The sequence below is a fragment of the Faecalicoccus sp. genome, from assembly GCF_036552745.1.
GTDB lineage: Bacteria > Bacillota_I > Bacilli_A > Erysipelotrichales > Erysipelotrichaceae > Faecalicoccus.
In genome coordinates this window covers 1-15,489 of the sequence record NZ_JAXKBY010000197.1, presented here as the reverse complement: position 1 = coordinate 15,489, position 15,489 = coordinate 1, and the positions used below count along the sequence as shown (strand labels likewise).

The window sequence follows — 15,489 nt, the reverse complement described above, 5'->3', positions numbered from 1 at the left end:
CTACCGCACTGATTCCAGTTTTTTCATGAATGCCCACCGGCATACCACGTCCATTATCCCGTACAGAGACCACATTGTCCTTTTCAATAACCACATCGATTTGACTGGCATAACCAGCCAACGCTTCATCAATACCGTTATCGACAATTTCCCATACCAGATGATGAAGACCTCTGGCACTGGTTGAACCAATATACATTCCCGGGCGAAGACGCACGGCCTCCAAACCTTCCAATACCTGAATATCATTGGCGGTATAAGAATGATCTACACGAGTTGCTTCACTTTCCAACTCTTCAAATTCAATGATTTTCTGTTCTTGTCCATTACTCATTTTTTGACCTCCCTTAGATGTCCGTTTTCCACTTGTATCGTATAAGCCTTATGATCTTTTAACCAGGAAGGCTCTATATTGCCTGTTGTCGTGATAAAAATCTGCATGTTTTTCGGTAAAATCGATATCAGTTTTTGACATCGATGATCATCCAGTTCACTAAAGACATCATCCAACAATAAAATCGGATATTCCTTTTGTTTTTCATAGATAATCTGACAGAGTGCCAGCTTCATCGAGAGCACAAAGCTGCGCTTTTGTCCCTGACTGGCTACTTCCTTTACCGATATGCCATTCATATGAAAATCAATATCATCTTTATGAATACCGATATGCGTCTGTTTGTACAATTTATCGCGCATTTCACTCTTTTTATACGCATTTCTTAGATTCGTTTCCAAATCATCCATAGAAACAAATGTTTGATATCTGGCTCCCACTTCTTCCTTTTCTTTAGTAAAGTAAGAATAAAAAGTCCGTGTTTTTTCCATCAGATCTTCCAAAAAAGAGACTCTTTGTTTCAATATAATGATTTGATCTTGTATCATTTGTTCTGTCATCGTTTCCAAAAGAACAGGATCCACTTTCTCTCTTTTTAAAATGGAATTTCTTTCTTTTAACATTTTCTGATAATGATTTAAAGTGCTGGTATATCGCTTGGAAATCTTGATCAGTTCCATATCAATGAAACGTCTTCGAATCTTCGGACTTTGTTGAAACAACATCAAATCATCCGGACAAAAAAGAACCGCATTGACAATGCCTATAAAATCGGAATATCTTCGAATCGGATCATTTAAACGATATAAATGCTTCTCATGATCCATAGATACGATTTTCAGTTCTTCTTTTCTTTGATGGGATTCAATTTGTGCCTGAATCATAAAAAAATCTTGATTCTCCAAAATCAAAGAAGAACTGGATGGTGTACGAAAAGAACGTAAATGACTTAAATAATAAATCGATTCAATCAGGTTCGTCTTTCCCTGTGCGTTTTTTCCTTCCAAGATACAAATACTGTTTGGTCTAAAAACACACTCTGCCTTGTCATAATTTCTGAAATTACGAAGCTTTAAGCTGCAGATATTCATCGGATGATGATCCTTGTATCATAAAAAGATACGACATCATCTTTATAAAGCTTCCGGCCTCTTCGATCTTCTCTTTGATCATTCACCATAACCGGTGTTTCCTGAAGAAATTCTTTAACTTGACCTCCGCTGGAAATGATATCGCATGCTTTCAATAATTGTTGTAATGTAATGCATTCACCTTTTAGATCAAAATACATACAAAATCCCTCTTTTCGCCTCTAGATTATACCATAAATACGTTAAATTTACTACTTCTTGGATTTTACAGTATTTGAATTTGTCTAAAATCAAATTAAAAGGCTCAAAAAAGAGCCTCAAGCGATAAATTTGTTTTTTTGAACCATTTTTGTATCTCAATTTCTTTTTCAGTATTTCTCACGCTTTAAAACAATTTTTGTATATGTGGCACTCTTTTTAGGAAAGAGACGATGAAGCCACAAAGAACAAAACTGAAAACACACCATAAAACAGATGTGATAAAACCTCCAAAATAAGGAATCAAGGTCATTTCAAATTCATCAAAAATCATCTTTCTAAAAAATGGATCCCATAAATAAATTCCATAGGTCAAAGCACCCAGTTTCACAATGAAATTTTGAAAAGAAACGTTGACCTGATCTTTATAGGATAGAAACAATCTTTTAATCAATATAAAGGCAAAGATGGCACTTACGTAATCAAACAATTCAAAATACGCATCACTATATACATATAGATTACCGCCGATGATTGTAAAACAAATGGAAATGATCATACCGGTCAATGTCGCAAGACCCAATGTAAAGATCCACTTCTTCTGCATTTTCTCCACACATACTATTCTATCGATATAAAAGCCCATCAAAGGATAAAAAATCTCTTTTGTGGTACTAAAAGGAATACGAAAAGCCCATGTAAATTCAAAATCCTGTCCTAAAAAAGTCTGTACAAAAAACTGCATCAAAGGCTCAATGGTCGAAAAGACAAAATGAATAAAGAGAATGATCCAGAAATCAGATGCCTTCATATTTCGACAGATTCTATGTAATAGCGGAAGCATCAGTAAAAAGCCCAGATAAGAATATAAGTACCAGTAAGAACGATCGATTCCGTTTTCAAAAACGCCAATAATATAGGCTGTCAAATCTACGACAAAATCATGTTCAGCCATATAAACTAAAAAATTGAACACGAGTATCGCAATGATGATCTTGATCATACGTTTACGAAAGATCGTTATATATCTTTCTTCTTTTGTCAGTAAAAGACTTCCGGAGATCATCAAAAATAAAGGAACATTTATTTTTGCAATCAAGTCAAAAAATATAAATAAGATTTCATGAAGCAGATCCGGCTCATTTAAATAGTAATCAAAAGCCGGTACATGTTGAAACAATACCAAAAAGATTGCCAGAATCCGTAATGCTTCAATATACGCTTTTTTGACCTTTACCATTTCATCACCAACCTATTATTATATGCATCTTTTTCAAAAAGAAAAGAAGCTACGACTAATCATAGCTTCGAATCGGTACAACGATCATAATAATAGAAGAATCTTCCGGATTGGAAATACGAATTGGCTTTAAGTATCCTGAAAATTCCAGTTTTACAGTTTGGGCATTTAGAGCTCTTAGAGCATCTAACATAAAAGTACCGTTGCAGGAAAGAGTAAGGTCTTCACCAGTATAAGTGCAATCTGTTAAAATTTCATCAGAATTTCCGATTTCCACTGAATTTGTCTTAATACGACAAATTTCCGGTGTACATTCCATTTTGACCAGATGAATCTTTTCATTACGAATAAAGTTGGTACGATCAATAACACTGGTCAATTCAGAAGAGCTGACTTCCATATTCGCAACATACTGTGTTGGAATGATACGTTCTACATCCGGGAAAGTTCCATCGATCAGACGTGTCTGAATAATTGTTTTATCAAAGACAAACTGTGCTTTTTTATGATCAACATAGATCAAAACATCACTGTCATCCTCAGAAATGCTTCGTGTCACTTCATTTAGACTTTTGGCCGGAATTGTAATGTTAAAATCTTCTACGTTTTCTAAGGCAATGACTTTACGTGCTAAACGATAGGAGTCCGTAGCACTGCAGTATAAAGAATTATCCTTTGTATGGAAATTAACACCCGTTAATACCGGTCTTTGATCTTTGTCGCTGCAGGCAAAGGAAGTCTGAGAAACGATCTGCTTTAATTGTTCTCCTTTTAAAGTAAATTGATGATCCGGTTTTGAAAAATCAATGGAAGGATATTCCTGGGCACGAATACTGTTTAATTGAAATTGTCCGTTTATACTGGATAAACGCACTAAAGAATGATCTATCTGTTCCATATCAATGATGGCGCAATCCAACTTACGAACTATTTCCAGTAAGTATTTGGATTCCACTACGATCGATCCGGTAGATTCAATCTGAAGCTGATTTAATTCTCCTTTTAAAATCGTAGAACGAATTGAAATATTAGAATCACTTCCGGTTAAGACAATTTGATCTTCTTCGACTTGAATGCAGATTCCTGATAAAGCAGGAATTGGACTAAAAACACTGATAGCTCTTGAAACGACGCTTAATTTGTCATAAAAATACTTTCTGTCAATTGAAAAGTGCATACGAATCTCCTTTTTATATATAATTCTTTATTAAGTAATAATAATAACCTGTGGATTTGTGGAAAAAGAACAGGCTTTATCCGATAGTTATGCAGTCAAACACTGTTTTTTGTATGGGGAATGACTGTGGAAAGACAGGGAAAACTAATCTTCCAATAAGGATTTTACCTTATCGACTGCCATTTTAAAATTCTTATCCGTTTGAATCAACTTTACAGCTCGATCATACGAACTTGAAATTGTCGTATGATCCCGGTTTCCTAATTCTTGTCCAATGGATACATACGCTTTATGTAACAGTTCACGGCTTAAATAAATAAAGACCTGTCGGGCATTCATCAGCTTTTTCTGTCGTGATTTTCCTTCGATATCTTTATAGGTCAAACCATAAAAACGAGTTACCGCTTTTTTTATTTTTTTGATCGTTAGCTCCGATGTAGAAGAAACGATCGGTTCTTTCATCAAAATACGCTGCGCAAAATCAAGATCAATCACATCCGGATTCTCCAATGTCGCATTGAAAATCAGCTTATTTAAACTACCTTCCAAATTTCGTACATCATTACTGAATTTATGTGCCAGATAATCCAGTACATCTTCATTGATCTGACAAATTTCTTCATTGCCTTCCAGTTTCTTTTTCAAAATGGCTTTACTGGTGTCAAATTCCGGTTTTACGATATTGACCGATAATCCGGAATTAAAGCGAGAGATCAAACGAGATTGAAGACCACTTAATTCACTGGGATGCATATCCGATGTAATGACAATCTGCGCATTTCGACTGATCAATTCATTATAAACCGTGAAAAAGACTTCCTGACTGGATGATTGTTGCAGGTTTTGAATATCATCAATCAAAAAGTAATCGTTATCGATCAATTGCGATTTGACCTGATCGACTGCATTTCCATGAATATTTTTGGTTTTCATCGCATCCAGCAAGATAGATACTAAATCACCACTGTAAGAATAAAAAACTTTGGTTTCCGGTCTTTCTTTTTTCAAATAATTTCCGATTGCGTGCAACAAATGCGTTTTTCCTAATCCGGAATTTCCATAGATCATGATCGGATTAAAAAGATGTTTTTTTTGCGTACAGCAGGAAAGACAGGCCGCATAAGCTTCGGCATTGGAATTTCCTTCAATAAAATTCTCAAAAGTATATTCTTCATTAAAATCCGTACGCATTAAGTTTTGCGTTCTTTGTTGAAGCTTTATTTCCGGAATCAGCTTACTGGCATCCTGTTTGGAAATAAATTGTATCGAAACTTCTTCCTTTAAGACTTCATATAAAGAAGAACGTAATAAAGAGATACCTTGTTCCGTCTTTAATATATTTAAAGTGATCATGGTAGGATACACAATAAAAGCTGTACCGTCTTCAATTTTAAAAAGTTCTGTTTTTGAAATCCAGGAATCGAATGTTTCTGAATCATAGTAACCCGCTTTTTGAATATCGGACAATACTTGCTTCCATATTTCTTTATAAGCTTGTGGTTCCATAGAACCCTCCTTTACCTTTTAGTATTATACACGAAAGAACCTTATATTTTAATAGGGGATTTCTTTTGTTTGAAATGGGTAAAACTCAAAGTTTTTCCTGATGAAAATGGAAGATTTCCACAAAAATTAAAAGAGTATTTTTCCTCAATGTGGAAAACTTTTAAAAATGGGGAAAAGTAATGTGGAAAACTCCGGTTTTTCCATCTTCTTTTACAAACAATTTTCCTTTTAAACAAAGGATTTTAATAAGTTTTCCCCATTGATCTTAAAAATAGAAAAATAGATTAAAAAATATACAGGAAAACTTAAAATAAATATGGGGAAACTCAGAGTTTAAATCTTTATAAAATAAGTTTTCCCCATTTTGAGGGTAAAAAGAAGAGGAGGAAAAATTATTCATAAAAAATATATAGTTTTTGTTTCTTTATAAAAGATGTGGTATATAATGAAATGAACCAAAATAGGGGGAATTTTCATGCGCGTATATCACTTTGAAGTTAATATAGATAAAAAAGAATTCAATGAGTTTGTCCAAAATCATCCATACTGTAATCTTTTACAGAGTTATCAATGGGCTGATGTCAAGAAAAACTGGGATCATATGCATACCGGCGTCTATGATGAAAATCATCAATTGGTTGCGACGGGACTTGTTTTGATTAAAAGGCTTCCATTAGGTTTTACTATGTTTTATTTACCTAGAGGCCCAATCATGGATTATAAAAATAAGCCGTTGTTGAAGTATTACTTCAGCGAACTGAAAAGAATTGCGAAAAAAAGACATTGTTTGTTCATTAAGTTTGATCCGGAGATTCATATAAGAGATTATCTATATGGTGAAGAAATGCCGGAAATGAAATCTGATTCTTTAGAAATTTTAAAGAATATTGAAAATATCGGAGCGGTTCATCATGGATTTACGACATATATTGCGGAAACAGCACAGGCGCGTTTTCATATGGGAGTCATGAAATGTGAAAATATGGATCAACATGTTCCTCGATCAACATTAAGAAGTAAGAATGTTGCGTTACGCAAACATGTTCATGTTGAATTGGTTGGACAAGAAGGACTTGATGATTTTGCGAAAATAATGCATATGACTGAAGAAAGAAAAAGTGTGCAATTGAGAAATGAAGATTATTTCAAACTTTTAATGGAAACATATCCAGATCAAACTTATTTGTTTCTCGCAAAAGTAGATCCAGAAGATCGTAAAAAAGAATTAGAAGCTATTATAAAAGAAAATGAATTGAAAATAGCGGATGAAACTACAGGAAATAAAGCTCGTAAAAAAGCAACTCAAGAAATCAAACAAGCAGAAACGGAATTAGAATCTTTACAATCAATATTACAAAAATATCAAGGTGAACAAGTGATTGCGGGAGGCTTGATGCTTGGATTCGGAAAAACTGTCGAAATGTTATATGCAGGTATGAATGAAGATTTTCGAACTTTTAGACCTCAGTATTTAACATATATGACACAATTCACATATGCTTTTGAACATGGTTATGAATATGTAACTATGGGAGGGGTTGAAGGAACTTTAAAAGATGGTCTATCGGTTTATAAATCAAATTTTAATCCGATGGTCAATGAATTTATCGGAGAATTTGATCTTCCTGTAAATAAAATGTTGTTTAAACTTTCTGAAAAAGCATATGAAATGATAAAAAAGCGTAATTTTAGCGAATAATAAGTTGACTTATAGGGTATGTCTTGATATAATTGGCGAGCAAACTTGTTTGAAAAGAATGGAAAAAAACTAGACTGTGGGGTGGGTCAAAGATGAAAAGAACATATCAGCCAAGTAAGAGAAAACACCAGAAAACTCATGGTTTCCGTGCTCGTATGGCAACCGTTGGTGGTCGTAACGTACTGGCTCGCAGAAGAGCAAAAGGAAGAAAGGTACTATCCGCATAGAAATCACCACCAAGGTGATTTTTTTGTCTTGATAGGGGGTTTTCATGAAAAAGGAATACAGAGTCTGTAAAAATTATGAATTCTCTTCTATTATTGGACAAAAACGATACGTGGCATCACATTCATTTGTGTGTTACTTTGAACAGCGAAAAAACGAACATGCTCGTGTAGGAATTAGTGTGGGCAAAAAGTTGGGAAATGCGGTTCAAAGAAATAAGGTAAAACGTCAGGTTCGTTCAATGATCGATCATCATTTTAATTTTCAAAGTGATTTCGATTTAATTTTAATTATTCGTCCTAAATATAAAGAACAGAGTTTTATTGAAAATGAATGTGAACTTCAAAAAGATTTGGCTCGTATAGAGAAGAGAATGAAGAGGTAAATCATGGCAAATTTATTAAAAGGGAAGTCAAAGATCCTGTTTCTTTGCTTGTTTATCCTGTTAACGTGTACGGCTTGTTCCAGTCCGCGTGCAACAGATGGAAAAACAAAATTGGATATGATCATCGCATCGGAAGAAGTAACGGTTCGTAAAGATCAGGTCAATATTTCAGAAATTCAAGATGAAGATTTGAAGAAAGAATATAAAGACTATAAAGATGATGAAGAAATTACGATCAAACCGATGACATTTGGAGAAGCTTTCAATGAAGGATGGTTTAGTGGTCTGATTGTATGGCCTTTGGCACAGGTTATCAACCGCATTGCGGCTTTTACAGATGCCGGTTGGGGTATCATCTTGACAACGGTTATTATTCAGGGTGCTGTATTCTTATTTACACGTAAATCGCAGATGTCAGCACAGCGCATGCAGGAAATCCAGCCGGAAATGCAGCGTATTCAAGATAAATATAAAGGAAAAACCGATGATCGTTCTCGTATGATGCTGGCGCAGGAAACACAAAAACTGTATCAGAAATACGATATTCATCCATTTGGCTCAATTTTGGTTATGTTTATTCAGTTGCCGTTGATGATGGGTGTATATTACGCAATGGTACGTGCATCCAGTGTAGTGTATGGAACATTTATGGGAATTGACTTAACGCAAACACCATTATATGGATTCCAGAATCTGCAATGGGCTTATATCGTAATCTATATTTTGATGGTTATTTCTTCAATTGCTTCTATGAAGATGCCGCAATGGTTGAAAAAACGTCAGGATAAAATTGATCATGTAAAGACCAAGGATTATTTGAAGAGTGGTAAAGATCCAATGAGCAGTATGAATATGACAATGTATTTCTCAACTGGATTTGTTGCCTTGTTGTATATTTCCTGGCCAATCGCCATGTCTTTTTACTGGTTAGTGTCTTCTTTAACACGTGTATGCTTTAACGTATTTATGCATGCGATGATCGTCAAAGAAGCCAAAGAAAAGAAATCGAAAGATATCATCAGGTAGGAGGCCAAGTCCATGGAATTTAAAAGATACACAGAAAAAACTTTGGAGGAGGCTTTAAAGTCGGCCGCCAGAGATAAAGGTGTTTCTGTCGAAGAACTTCATTACAATGTATTGGAGGAAAAAAGCGGATTTTTAGGAGTCGGCAGATCTGTTGAGATTGAGGCTTATTGTGAAAAAGATGTAGAAAACTTTATCGTTTCTTATATTCAACAGTATTTTGACAATGCACAATTGGATGGTCAGGTTGACATTGAAAATGATAACGGATTCTATCGTATTACGGTGAATACCTCCAACAATGCGATATTGATTGGTAAAGCCGGAAAAACTTTGCAGGCATTTAATCGTTTGGTGAAAGCGGCTGCCAGCGCTGAGTTTAAAAAAAGAGTTGGTCTTTTGATCGATGTTAATGGATATAAAGAAGATCGTTATGAAAAGATCACAAAAATGGCAATTCGTGTTGCCAAGGATGTGCGGCGAACTAAAATTGACGCGACTTTAGATCCAATGCCGGCCGATGAAAGAAAGGCTATCCATAATGCATTAGCAAATATGGAGGATATCACAACACAATCAACCGGTGAAGGGGCAACTCGTCGCTTGCAGATTTTATATTCACCAGGTAAAGAAGTGGATTAAACGGGATTTATTCCCGTTTTTTTTGGAAAGGAAAGACTATGAAAATATTTGTAGGATTAGGAAATCCCGGAAAAAAATATGAAAATACAAGACACAATGCTGGTTTTATGGTCATGGATGAATTGGCTAAGTTATGTGAAGTATCCTTTGATCAGGAAAAATTTTCGGCGTATTTCGCAAAGACAAAATTAAAAGGAAAAGATGTTATTTTATTGAAGCCGACTACTTATATGAATAACAGTGGATTTGCCCTTCGTCAATGTATGGATTTCTATAAAGCATCACCGGAAGATGTTACAGTTATTTATGATGACGTGGATTTACCGGTAGGAAAAATTCGTCTTCGTCAAAAAGGAAGTGCAGGCGGACATAATGGTATCAAAAGCATTATTCAATGTATTTTTACCAGTGAATTCGACAGGATTCGTGTAGGAGTAGGAAAAGATCCGCAAATTGATATGATCAATTGGGTATTGGGAAAATTTAGAGAAGAAGAACAAAAAGATTTGAAAAATGCAGTAGAAAATAGCGCAAAAGCGGCTTATTATTCTATTGATCATTCTTTTATGGACACGATGAATCTATATAATAAAAAGTAGAAAGAGGAATTGTTTTTGGAAAAGATATGGAATTCTTTACAAGACAATGATGTAGTAAAAGGAATCGTCAATTCTAATATTTCCTGCGGAAATTTGTTTTTGATGGAAGAAGCCTTATTGTTGGTATCCAGCTTTAAGAAAGAACCGAGAAACTACATTGTTGTGAAAAAAAATATGTATGAGGCGCAGCAACTCTATAAACGAGTATCCCCACTGATGGATGAGGTGCTGCTTTTTGTCATGGAAGAAAGCTTGCGTGTACAGGCAATCGCCAGCTCTCCGGAAGATAAAGATGAAATGATTTATTCCTTAACACAGCTTGTTAAAGACAATAAGCCTAAGATCATCATATGCAATGTCGCAGCTTTTACAAGATATTTGCCAGATCCTGTCTTTTTTAAGGAAAACTGTATTCATTTAGAAATTAATCAAGAGCAGGATATGAATACTCTAAAGAAACAACTTAATCGAATGGGGTATTCTCGTTTGAATTATGTGGATCGACCATGTACCTTTGCGTCACGTGGAGGTATTATCGATGTATTTAGTTTAGAATATGATCATCCAATACGAATCGAATTTTTTGATACAGAAATCGAGTCGATCCGTTTCTTTGATGAAGAAACACAAAGAACAATTGAAAGAATTGATTCAATTGATTTTGGTCCGGCAACCGATTTACTTTTTACAGATGAACAAATTTTAGAAATTCAACAGGAAGTACAGAAAAAACTGGAAAAAGAATTAGTTTTGTTAAAGTTGGAAGAAGATAAAGAAATGCTGCAGGATCATATTGAGGCAGAAATGCGTTCTTTGGAAAGTTATGAACCGGAAAATATTTTGTATATTTATTTTGCTTATACAAAAGGATATCATCTGTTAGATTATTTGCAGGGAAAGATTATTTTTAGTTCCACTGAAGAAGTCCAACAATCTTTTAAGAAATTAAATGAAGAAACGATTTCTTATATGCAGGAGCGTGTGCATGATCATATTTCATTATCTAAATATATGCTTTTTCAGGATATTCATATGATCATGCAGAAAAATAATATCTTAGAATTTCATGAATTTTTAAATGAAAATTCTATTGTTTCAGGAATTTTTCCTTTAGAAAAAGCCGCTTTGCCTTTGATCAATCAATTGGATGCGATTGATAAACAAAAGAAAATTTATTTCTCTCTGGAAGCAAAACAGGCCAAACAAGTGGAAACCTGTATGGCCGATAATGATATTACTCTACAATGTGAATTTATCGAACCTTGTTTTTATGAGGGATTTACATATCAAGATATTACAGTTGTAAGTGACAGAGAATTATTTGTAGATGCCCATCATTCTAAACGGTATCAAAAGACTTTTAAAGAGGGTCGTATCCTTGAAAATGTGATGGAGCTGGAAAAAAATGACTACGTGGTACATGAACAATATGGAATCGGACAATACTTAGGAATTATCACAAGGGAAAACAAAGGAAAAAAATTAGATTATCTACATGTGATCTATCGAGGGGGAGATGAACTTTATGTTCCTTTATCCCAATTCCAACTGGTTCGAAAATATATTTCAAAAGAAGGTGCGGGCGTAAAATTATCGCAGTTAGGAAGCAACGCCTGGCAGAAAACGAAAGAAAAAGTCAATCAGCGTGTTGAAGAGATTGCGGCAAGATTGGTGGAACTCTATGCTCTTCGAAATGAAAACATCGGATATGCATTTCCAAAGGATGATGCGCTACAAAAAGAATTTGAAGAAGCATTTGAATATGAACCGACACCGGATCAGATCAAAGCAATTCATGATATCAAAATAGAAATGGAAAAACCAAAGCCAATGGATCATTTACTTTGTGGCGATGTTGGTTTTGGAAAAACAGAAGTGGCGATGTGCTGTGCCTTTAAAGCCATTGCCAGTGGCAAGCAGGTTGCTTTTCTGTGTCCGACAACAATTCTTTCTATGCAGCATTATCAAACTGTTCTGCATCGTTTTGAATCTACCGGTGCCAATATTGCTTTGGTAAATCGTTTTGTGTCACAAAAAGAAATTACACAGATTACAAAAAATCTAAAAGCCGGAAATATCGATATTATTATCGGTACACATAAATTATTAAATAAAAGTTTTCAATATAAGGATTTAGGATTACTGATCATTGATGAGGAACAACGATTTGGTGTCGAACATAAAGAAAAAATTAAAGAAATGAAAAGCTCTATTGATGTACTTTCTTTAAGTGCTACACCGATTCCTCGTACTCTACAAATGTCTTTGATTGGTGTACGAACGATTTCACAGTTAAATACACCACCGGCCAAAAGACATCCGGTACAGACTTATATCATGGAAAAACGAGGCAGTGTCATACAGGAAATTATTGCCCGAGAGCTGGCACGAGGTGGACAGGTCTTCTATTTATACAACCGTGTCGATCATATTCATGCAACGGCCAATCATTTATCCAACTTATTTCCGGATGCCAATGTCGCCGTGGCACATGGTAAGATGGCTAAAGAAACGATAGAAGAAACCATGATGGACTTTGCCCAGGGAAAATACCAGATTTTGGTTTGTACTACGATTATTGAAACTGGCTTGGATATTGCCAATGCGAATACGATCATCATCGAAAATGCCGATAAATTTGGTCTATCGCAGTTGTATCAGATTCGTGGACGTGTAGGACGAAGAGATAAGATTGCCTACTGTTATTTAATGATCCAACCAAATAAAGAGTTAACGGAAACGGCACAAAAGCGTTTAAAATCAATCAAAGAATTTACCCGTTTAGGCAGTGGCTATAAGATTGCCATGCGTGATTTAACCATTCGTGGTGCCGGGGATTTATTAGGTCCTCAACAAGCTGGTTTTATTGATCAGGTCGGATTGGATATGTATCTGGAATTGTTAGGAAATGCGATTTCTCGTCATAAAGGAGAACCGGTATCCAAAGCGAAGGAAGAAAAAAGAGCCATGCTTGATTTTAAAGGGCATATTCCGCAACAATTTACAGAAAATGATGGTGATAAGTTATCTATTTATCAACAAGTACGAAAAATTGATACGTTTAAAGATCTTAAATCATATCAACAGCGAATACAGGATTTATTTGGTAAAATTCCTAAAGAAGTACATCAGATCTTTGAACAAAGATGGTTTGATCTTTTTGTAAATCAAAAAGGAATTGAAAGCTTAAAAGAAGAAGAGAAACACTATGTACTGACATTTGATGAAGACTTTTCAGCACATTGTGACGGTATAAAATTGTTTGAAACGATGAATGATATCAATCGTGCAATTTCTTTGACATTAAAGAAACAAAAGATCATCATAACGATTCCGAAGAAAAAGAATAAGGATCTGTTGACGGAAACACTAAAAAATATTGAGGAGAAATTTTTATGAGACTGGATAAATACTTAAAAACGGCTCGTATCTTAAAGAGAAGGGAAGCGGCCAAAGAATTGGCCCTTCAATCTCGAATTTGGATCAATGATCGTATCGCAAAACCTTCTTCAGAAGTGCATATCGGTGATCAAATTCGCATTCGTTTTGGATATCGTCTTTTAGAGATTCAAGTTATGGATATTCAAAAACAAGTTTCAAAACAGAATGCTCAAACTTTATTTGAAGTGATTAAGGAAGAAAAAATCGATGAAGAAGATTAAAGTTGTCTGTGGTGTCCTTGTTCAAGATGAAAAGGTTTTGATTGCCCAGAGAGCTACCGGAGATTCTATTGGGAAATTTGAGTTTCCGGGAGGAAAAGTAGAAATTGGGGAATCCAATGAAGAGGCTCTGATTCGAGAATTTAAAGAAGAATTAGATATTGATCTGACTTCGGTGACCTTTTTGGAAAAGAGTGTTGATCATCAGGCCGGTAAAGAAATTGAATTATATTGTTTCCTTTGTTTTGCCGATCAGAAGCCCGAAAAATGTATTGTTCATTCTCAACTGGTATGGACAACACCGGAACATATATATGATTATGACTTTTTCGAATCTGATAGAGGCCTTGTTCAAAAACTCATGGAGGTATGGCCATGTATGAAAAAACCAATGAAATCAAAGTTTTAAGAGATCCTATTCACGGATATATTCATGTGGAAGATCAAGTAATATGGGATTGTATCAATGCCAGAGAATTTCAGCGCCTGCATAGAATTCATCAGCTGGGCGGCGATTTTCAAGTGTATCATACGGCAGAACATTCTCGTTTTTCTCATAGCTTAGGTGTTTATGAGATTGCCAGACGTATGATTTATGAAGTCAAAAGCTTAAATGAGGCATTGGATGAAGATGAAAAAATTCAAGTCATGTGTGCTGCCTTACTGCATGATTTAGGGCATGGTCCTTTTTCGCATTTTTTTGAATCCATTACACATGTTTCTCATGAAACTATGACACAGAGATTAATATTAGATCCAGGCACTGAAATTCATCAGGCTCTGGTTAAAGCTAAGAAAGATCTTCCGCAAAAAGTGGCTTCCATCATTGCCCATACACATCCACGTTTATTGCTTACACAAATCATATCCAGTCAGTTGGATGCCGATCGTATGGATTTTCTATTGCGGGATGCCTATGAAACCGGTACAAGCTACGGTACGTTTGATTTAGAAAGAGTGCTTAGAACTTTACGGGTTTGTGAGGATAAATTATGCGTCAAGGAAAGTGGAGTACACTCCATCGAAGACTATATCATGGCTCGTTATCATATGTATTGGCAGGTTTATCTGCATCCGGATGCGAAAAGTTATGAATTGTTGATTCATATGTTTTTTAAACGATATATGAATATTCATACACAAATCAGACCCATTCCTATTTTTGAATGTTTATGTCAAAGCGAATTAAGCACAGAAGACTTTGTACTGATGGATGAATATCGGATGATGGTAGGCTTTCAAGAGGCTTTACGATCAAAAGATCCGCTTTTAAAAGATTTCGCATCTCGTATTTTAGATAGACATTTATTTGACTGGATCGAAGATCCGACAGAAGAGCAGGAATTCGAAGTTAAAGAAAGAATTCAACAACGAAATTTAGATTTAAATTATTATTTTTATGAAGAAACAAGTCGTTATCAAGCTTATTTGCCTTATCAGGAAAGAGAAGAAGGACAGATGATCTGGATCCTTACTTCCAAAAAAGAATTGTTGCCACTATCCCAGTGTTCTGAAATCGTTAAGGCTTTATTAAAAATGCCAAATAAGACCAAAAAACGAATTTATTTTGCAAAGGAGCTAACTATATAAAATTCAAGTAGTTTTTATGAAATAGTTTGAAAATATAAAACAACTATATTTTTTAGTTAGTTTTAAATTGATCTTTGAAAATGTGAATATTGGATTAATTTTGGGCATGACGAAAAGAACT

At 34.9% G+C, this 15,489-nt stretch carries 16 protein-coding genes; 10 read left to right on the top strand and 6 right to left on the bottom strand.

Annotated elements, in window-relative coordinates; translation table 11 throughout:
• The 6 genes from U0M88_RS09295 to dnaA form a co-directional block, all read right to left on the bottom strand.
• Positions 1 to 334 (bottom strand): ATP-binding protein (locus tag U0M88_RS09295; protein WP_331869625.1); only part of this gene is annotated, 334 nt, incomplete at its 3' end.
• A complete protein-coding gene (recF, locus tag U0M88_RS09290; protein WP_331869624.1) occupies positions 331 to 1,425 on the bottom strand; it encodes a DNA replication/repair protein RecF in 1,095 nt (364 codons plus the stop codon). The genes recF and U0M88_RS09295, both read right to left, overlap by 4 nt.
• Positions 1,422 to 1,625 carry a S4 domain-containing protein YaaA gene (gene yaaA, locus U0M88_RS09285; protein WP_022790551.1) on the bottom strand — a complete coding sequence of 68 codons (204 nt, stop codon included), beginning with the start codon at positions 1,623 to 1,625 and terminating at the stop codon, positions 1,422 to 1,424. The genes recF and yaaA overlap by 4 nt, the downstream gene beginning before the upstream one ends.
• A 185-nt stretch (positions 1,626 to 1,810) precedes the next feature.
• Positions 1,811 to 2,863 (bottom strand): acyltransferase, encoded by a 1,053-nt coding sequence (locus U0M88_RS09280; protein WP_331869623.1) that lies wholly within the window; start codon positions 2,861 to 2,863, stop codon positions 1,811 to 1,813.
• A gap of 55 nt (positions 2,864 to 2,918) precedes the next feature.
• On the bottom strand, positions 2,919 to 4,040 hold the full coding sequence (gene dnaN, locus U0M88_RS09275) for a DNA polymerase III subunit beta (protein ID WP_300398784.1): 1,122 nt from the start codon (positions 4,038 to 4,040) through the stop codon (positions 2,919 to 2,921).
• 144 nt (positions 4,041 to 4,184) lie between these two features.
• Entirely contained in the window at positions 4,185 to 5,546 is a 1,362-nt protein-coding gene (gene dnaA, locus U0M88_RS09270) for a chromosomal replication initiator protein DnaA (RefSeq protein WP_022790184.1), read from the bottom strand.
• A gap of 475 nt (positions 5,547 to 6,021) precedes the next feature.
• On the opposite strand from dnaA, the gene U0M88_RS09265 reads away from it, so the two are divergent.
• The 10 genes from U0M88_RS09265 to U0M88_RS09220 all read left to right on the top strand — a co-directional run bounded on the left by U0M88_RS09265 (position 6,022) and on the right by U0M88_RS09220 (position 15,368).
• Positions 6,022 to 7,245 carry a peptidoglycan bridge formation glycyltransferase FemA/FemB family protein gene (locus U0M88_RS09265; RefSeq protein ID WP_331869622.1) on the top strand — a complete coding sequence of 408 codons (1,224 nt, stop codon included), beginning with the start codon at positions 6,022 to 6,024 and terminating at the stop codon, positions 7,243 to 7,245.
• Positions 7,246 to 7,337: 92 nt separating this feature from the next.
• Positions 7,338 to 7,472: a 50S ribosomal protein L34 gene (gene rpmH, locus U0M88_RS09260; protein WP_022790182.1), complete on the top strand. Its 135-nt coding sequence runs from the start codon at positions 7,338 to 7,340 to the stop codon at positions 7,470 to 7,472.
• A 44-nt stretch (positions 7,473 to 7,516) separates the two neighbouring features.
• Entirely contained in the window at positions 7,517 to 7,855 is a 339-nt protein-coding gene (gene rnpA / locus U0M88_RS09255) for a ribonuclease P protein component (protein ID WP_022790181.1), read from the top strand.
• 3 nt (positions 7,856 to 7,858) lie between these two features.
• Complete coding sequence (locus U0M88_RS09250) at positions 7,859 to 8,881, top strand: YidC/Oxa1 family membrane protein insertase (RefSeq protein WP_303970725.1); 1,023 nt, start codon at positions 7,859 to 7,861, stop codon at positions 8,879 to 8,881.
• Between the two features lie 12 nt (positions 8,882 to 8,893).
• Positions 8,894 to 9,520: a Jag family protein gene (locus U0M88_RS09245; RefSeq protein ID WP_205139880.1), complete on the top strand. Its 627-nt coding sequence runs from the start codon at positions 8,894 to 8,896 to the stop codon at positions 9,518 to 9,520.
• 38 nt (positions 9,521 to 9,558) lie between these two features.
• On the top strand, positions 9,559 to 10,119 hold the full coding sequence (pth, locus tag U0M88_RS09240; RefSeq protein WP_022790178.1) for an aminoacyl-tRNA hydrolase: 561 nt from the start codon (positions 9,559 to 9,561) through the stop codon (positions 10,117 to 10,119).
• Between the two features lie 15 nt (positions 10,120 to 10,134).
• Positions 10,135 to 13,518, top strand: a complete 3,384-nt coding sequence (mfd, locus tag U0M88_RS09235) for a transcription-repair coupling factor (RefSeq protein WP_331869621.1) — start codon at positions 10,135 to 10,137, stop codon at positions 13,516 to 13,518.
• Positions 13,515 to 13,781 (top strand): RNA-binding S4 domain-containing protein, encoded by a 267-nt coding sequence (locus U0M88_RS09230; protein ID WP_022790176.1) that lies wholly within the window; start codon positions 13,515 to 13,517, stop codon positions 13,779 to 13,781. The genes mfd and U0M88_RS09230 overlap by 4 nt, the downstream gene beginning before the upstream one ends.
• Positions 13,768 to 14,187 (top strand): (deoxy)nucleoside triphosphate pyrophosphohydrolase, encoded by a 420-nt coding sequence (locus U0M88_RS09225; protein WP_317396390.1) that lies wholly within the window; start codon positions 13,768 to 13,770, stop codon positions 14,185 to 14,187. Before U0M88_RS09230 ends, U0M88_RS09225 begins: the two co-directional genes overlap by 14 nt.
• Complete coding sequence (locus U0M88_RS09220; protein WP_331869620.1) at positions 14,154 to 15,368, top strand: HD domain-containing protein; 1,215 nt, start codon at positions 14,154 to 14,156, stop codon at positions 15,366 to 15,368. The genes U0M88_RS09225 and U0M88_RS09220 overlap by 34 nt, the downstream gene beginning before the upstream one ends.
• Positions 15,369 to 15,489: the final 121 nt, after the last annotated feature.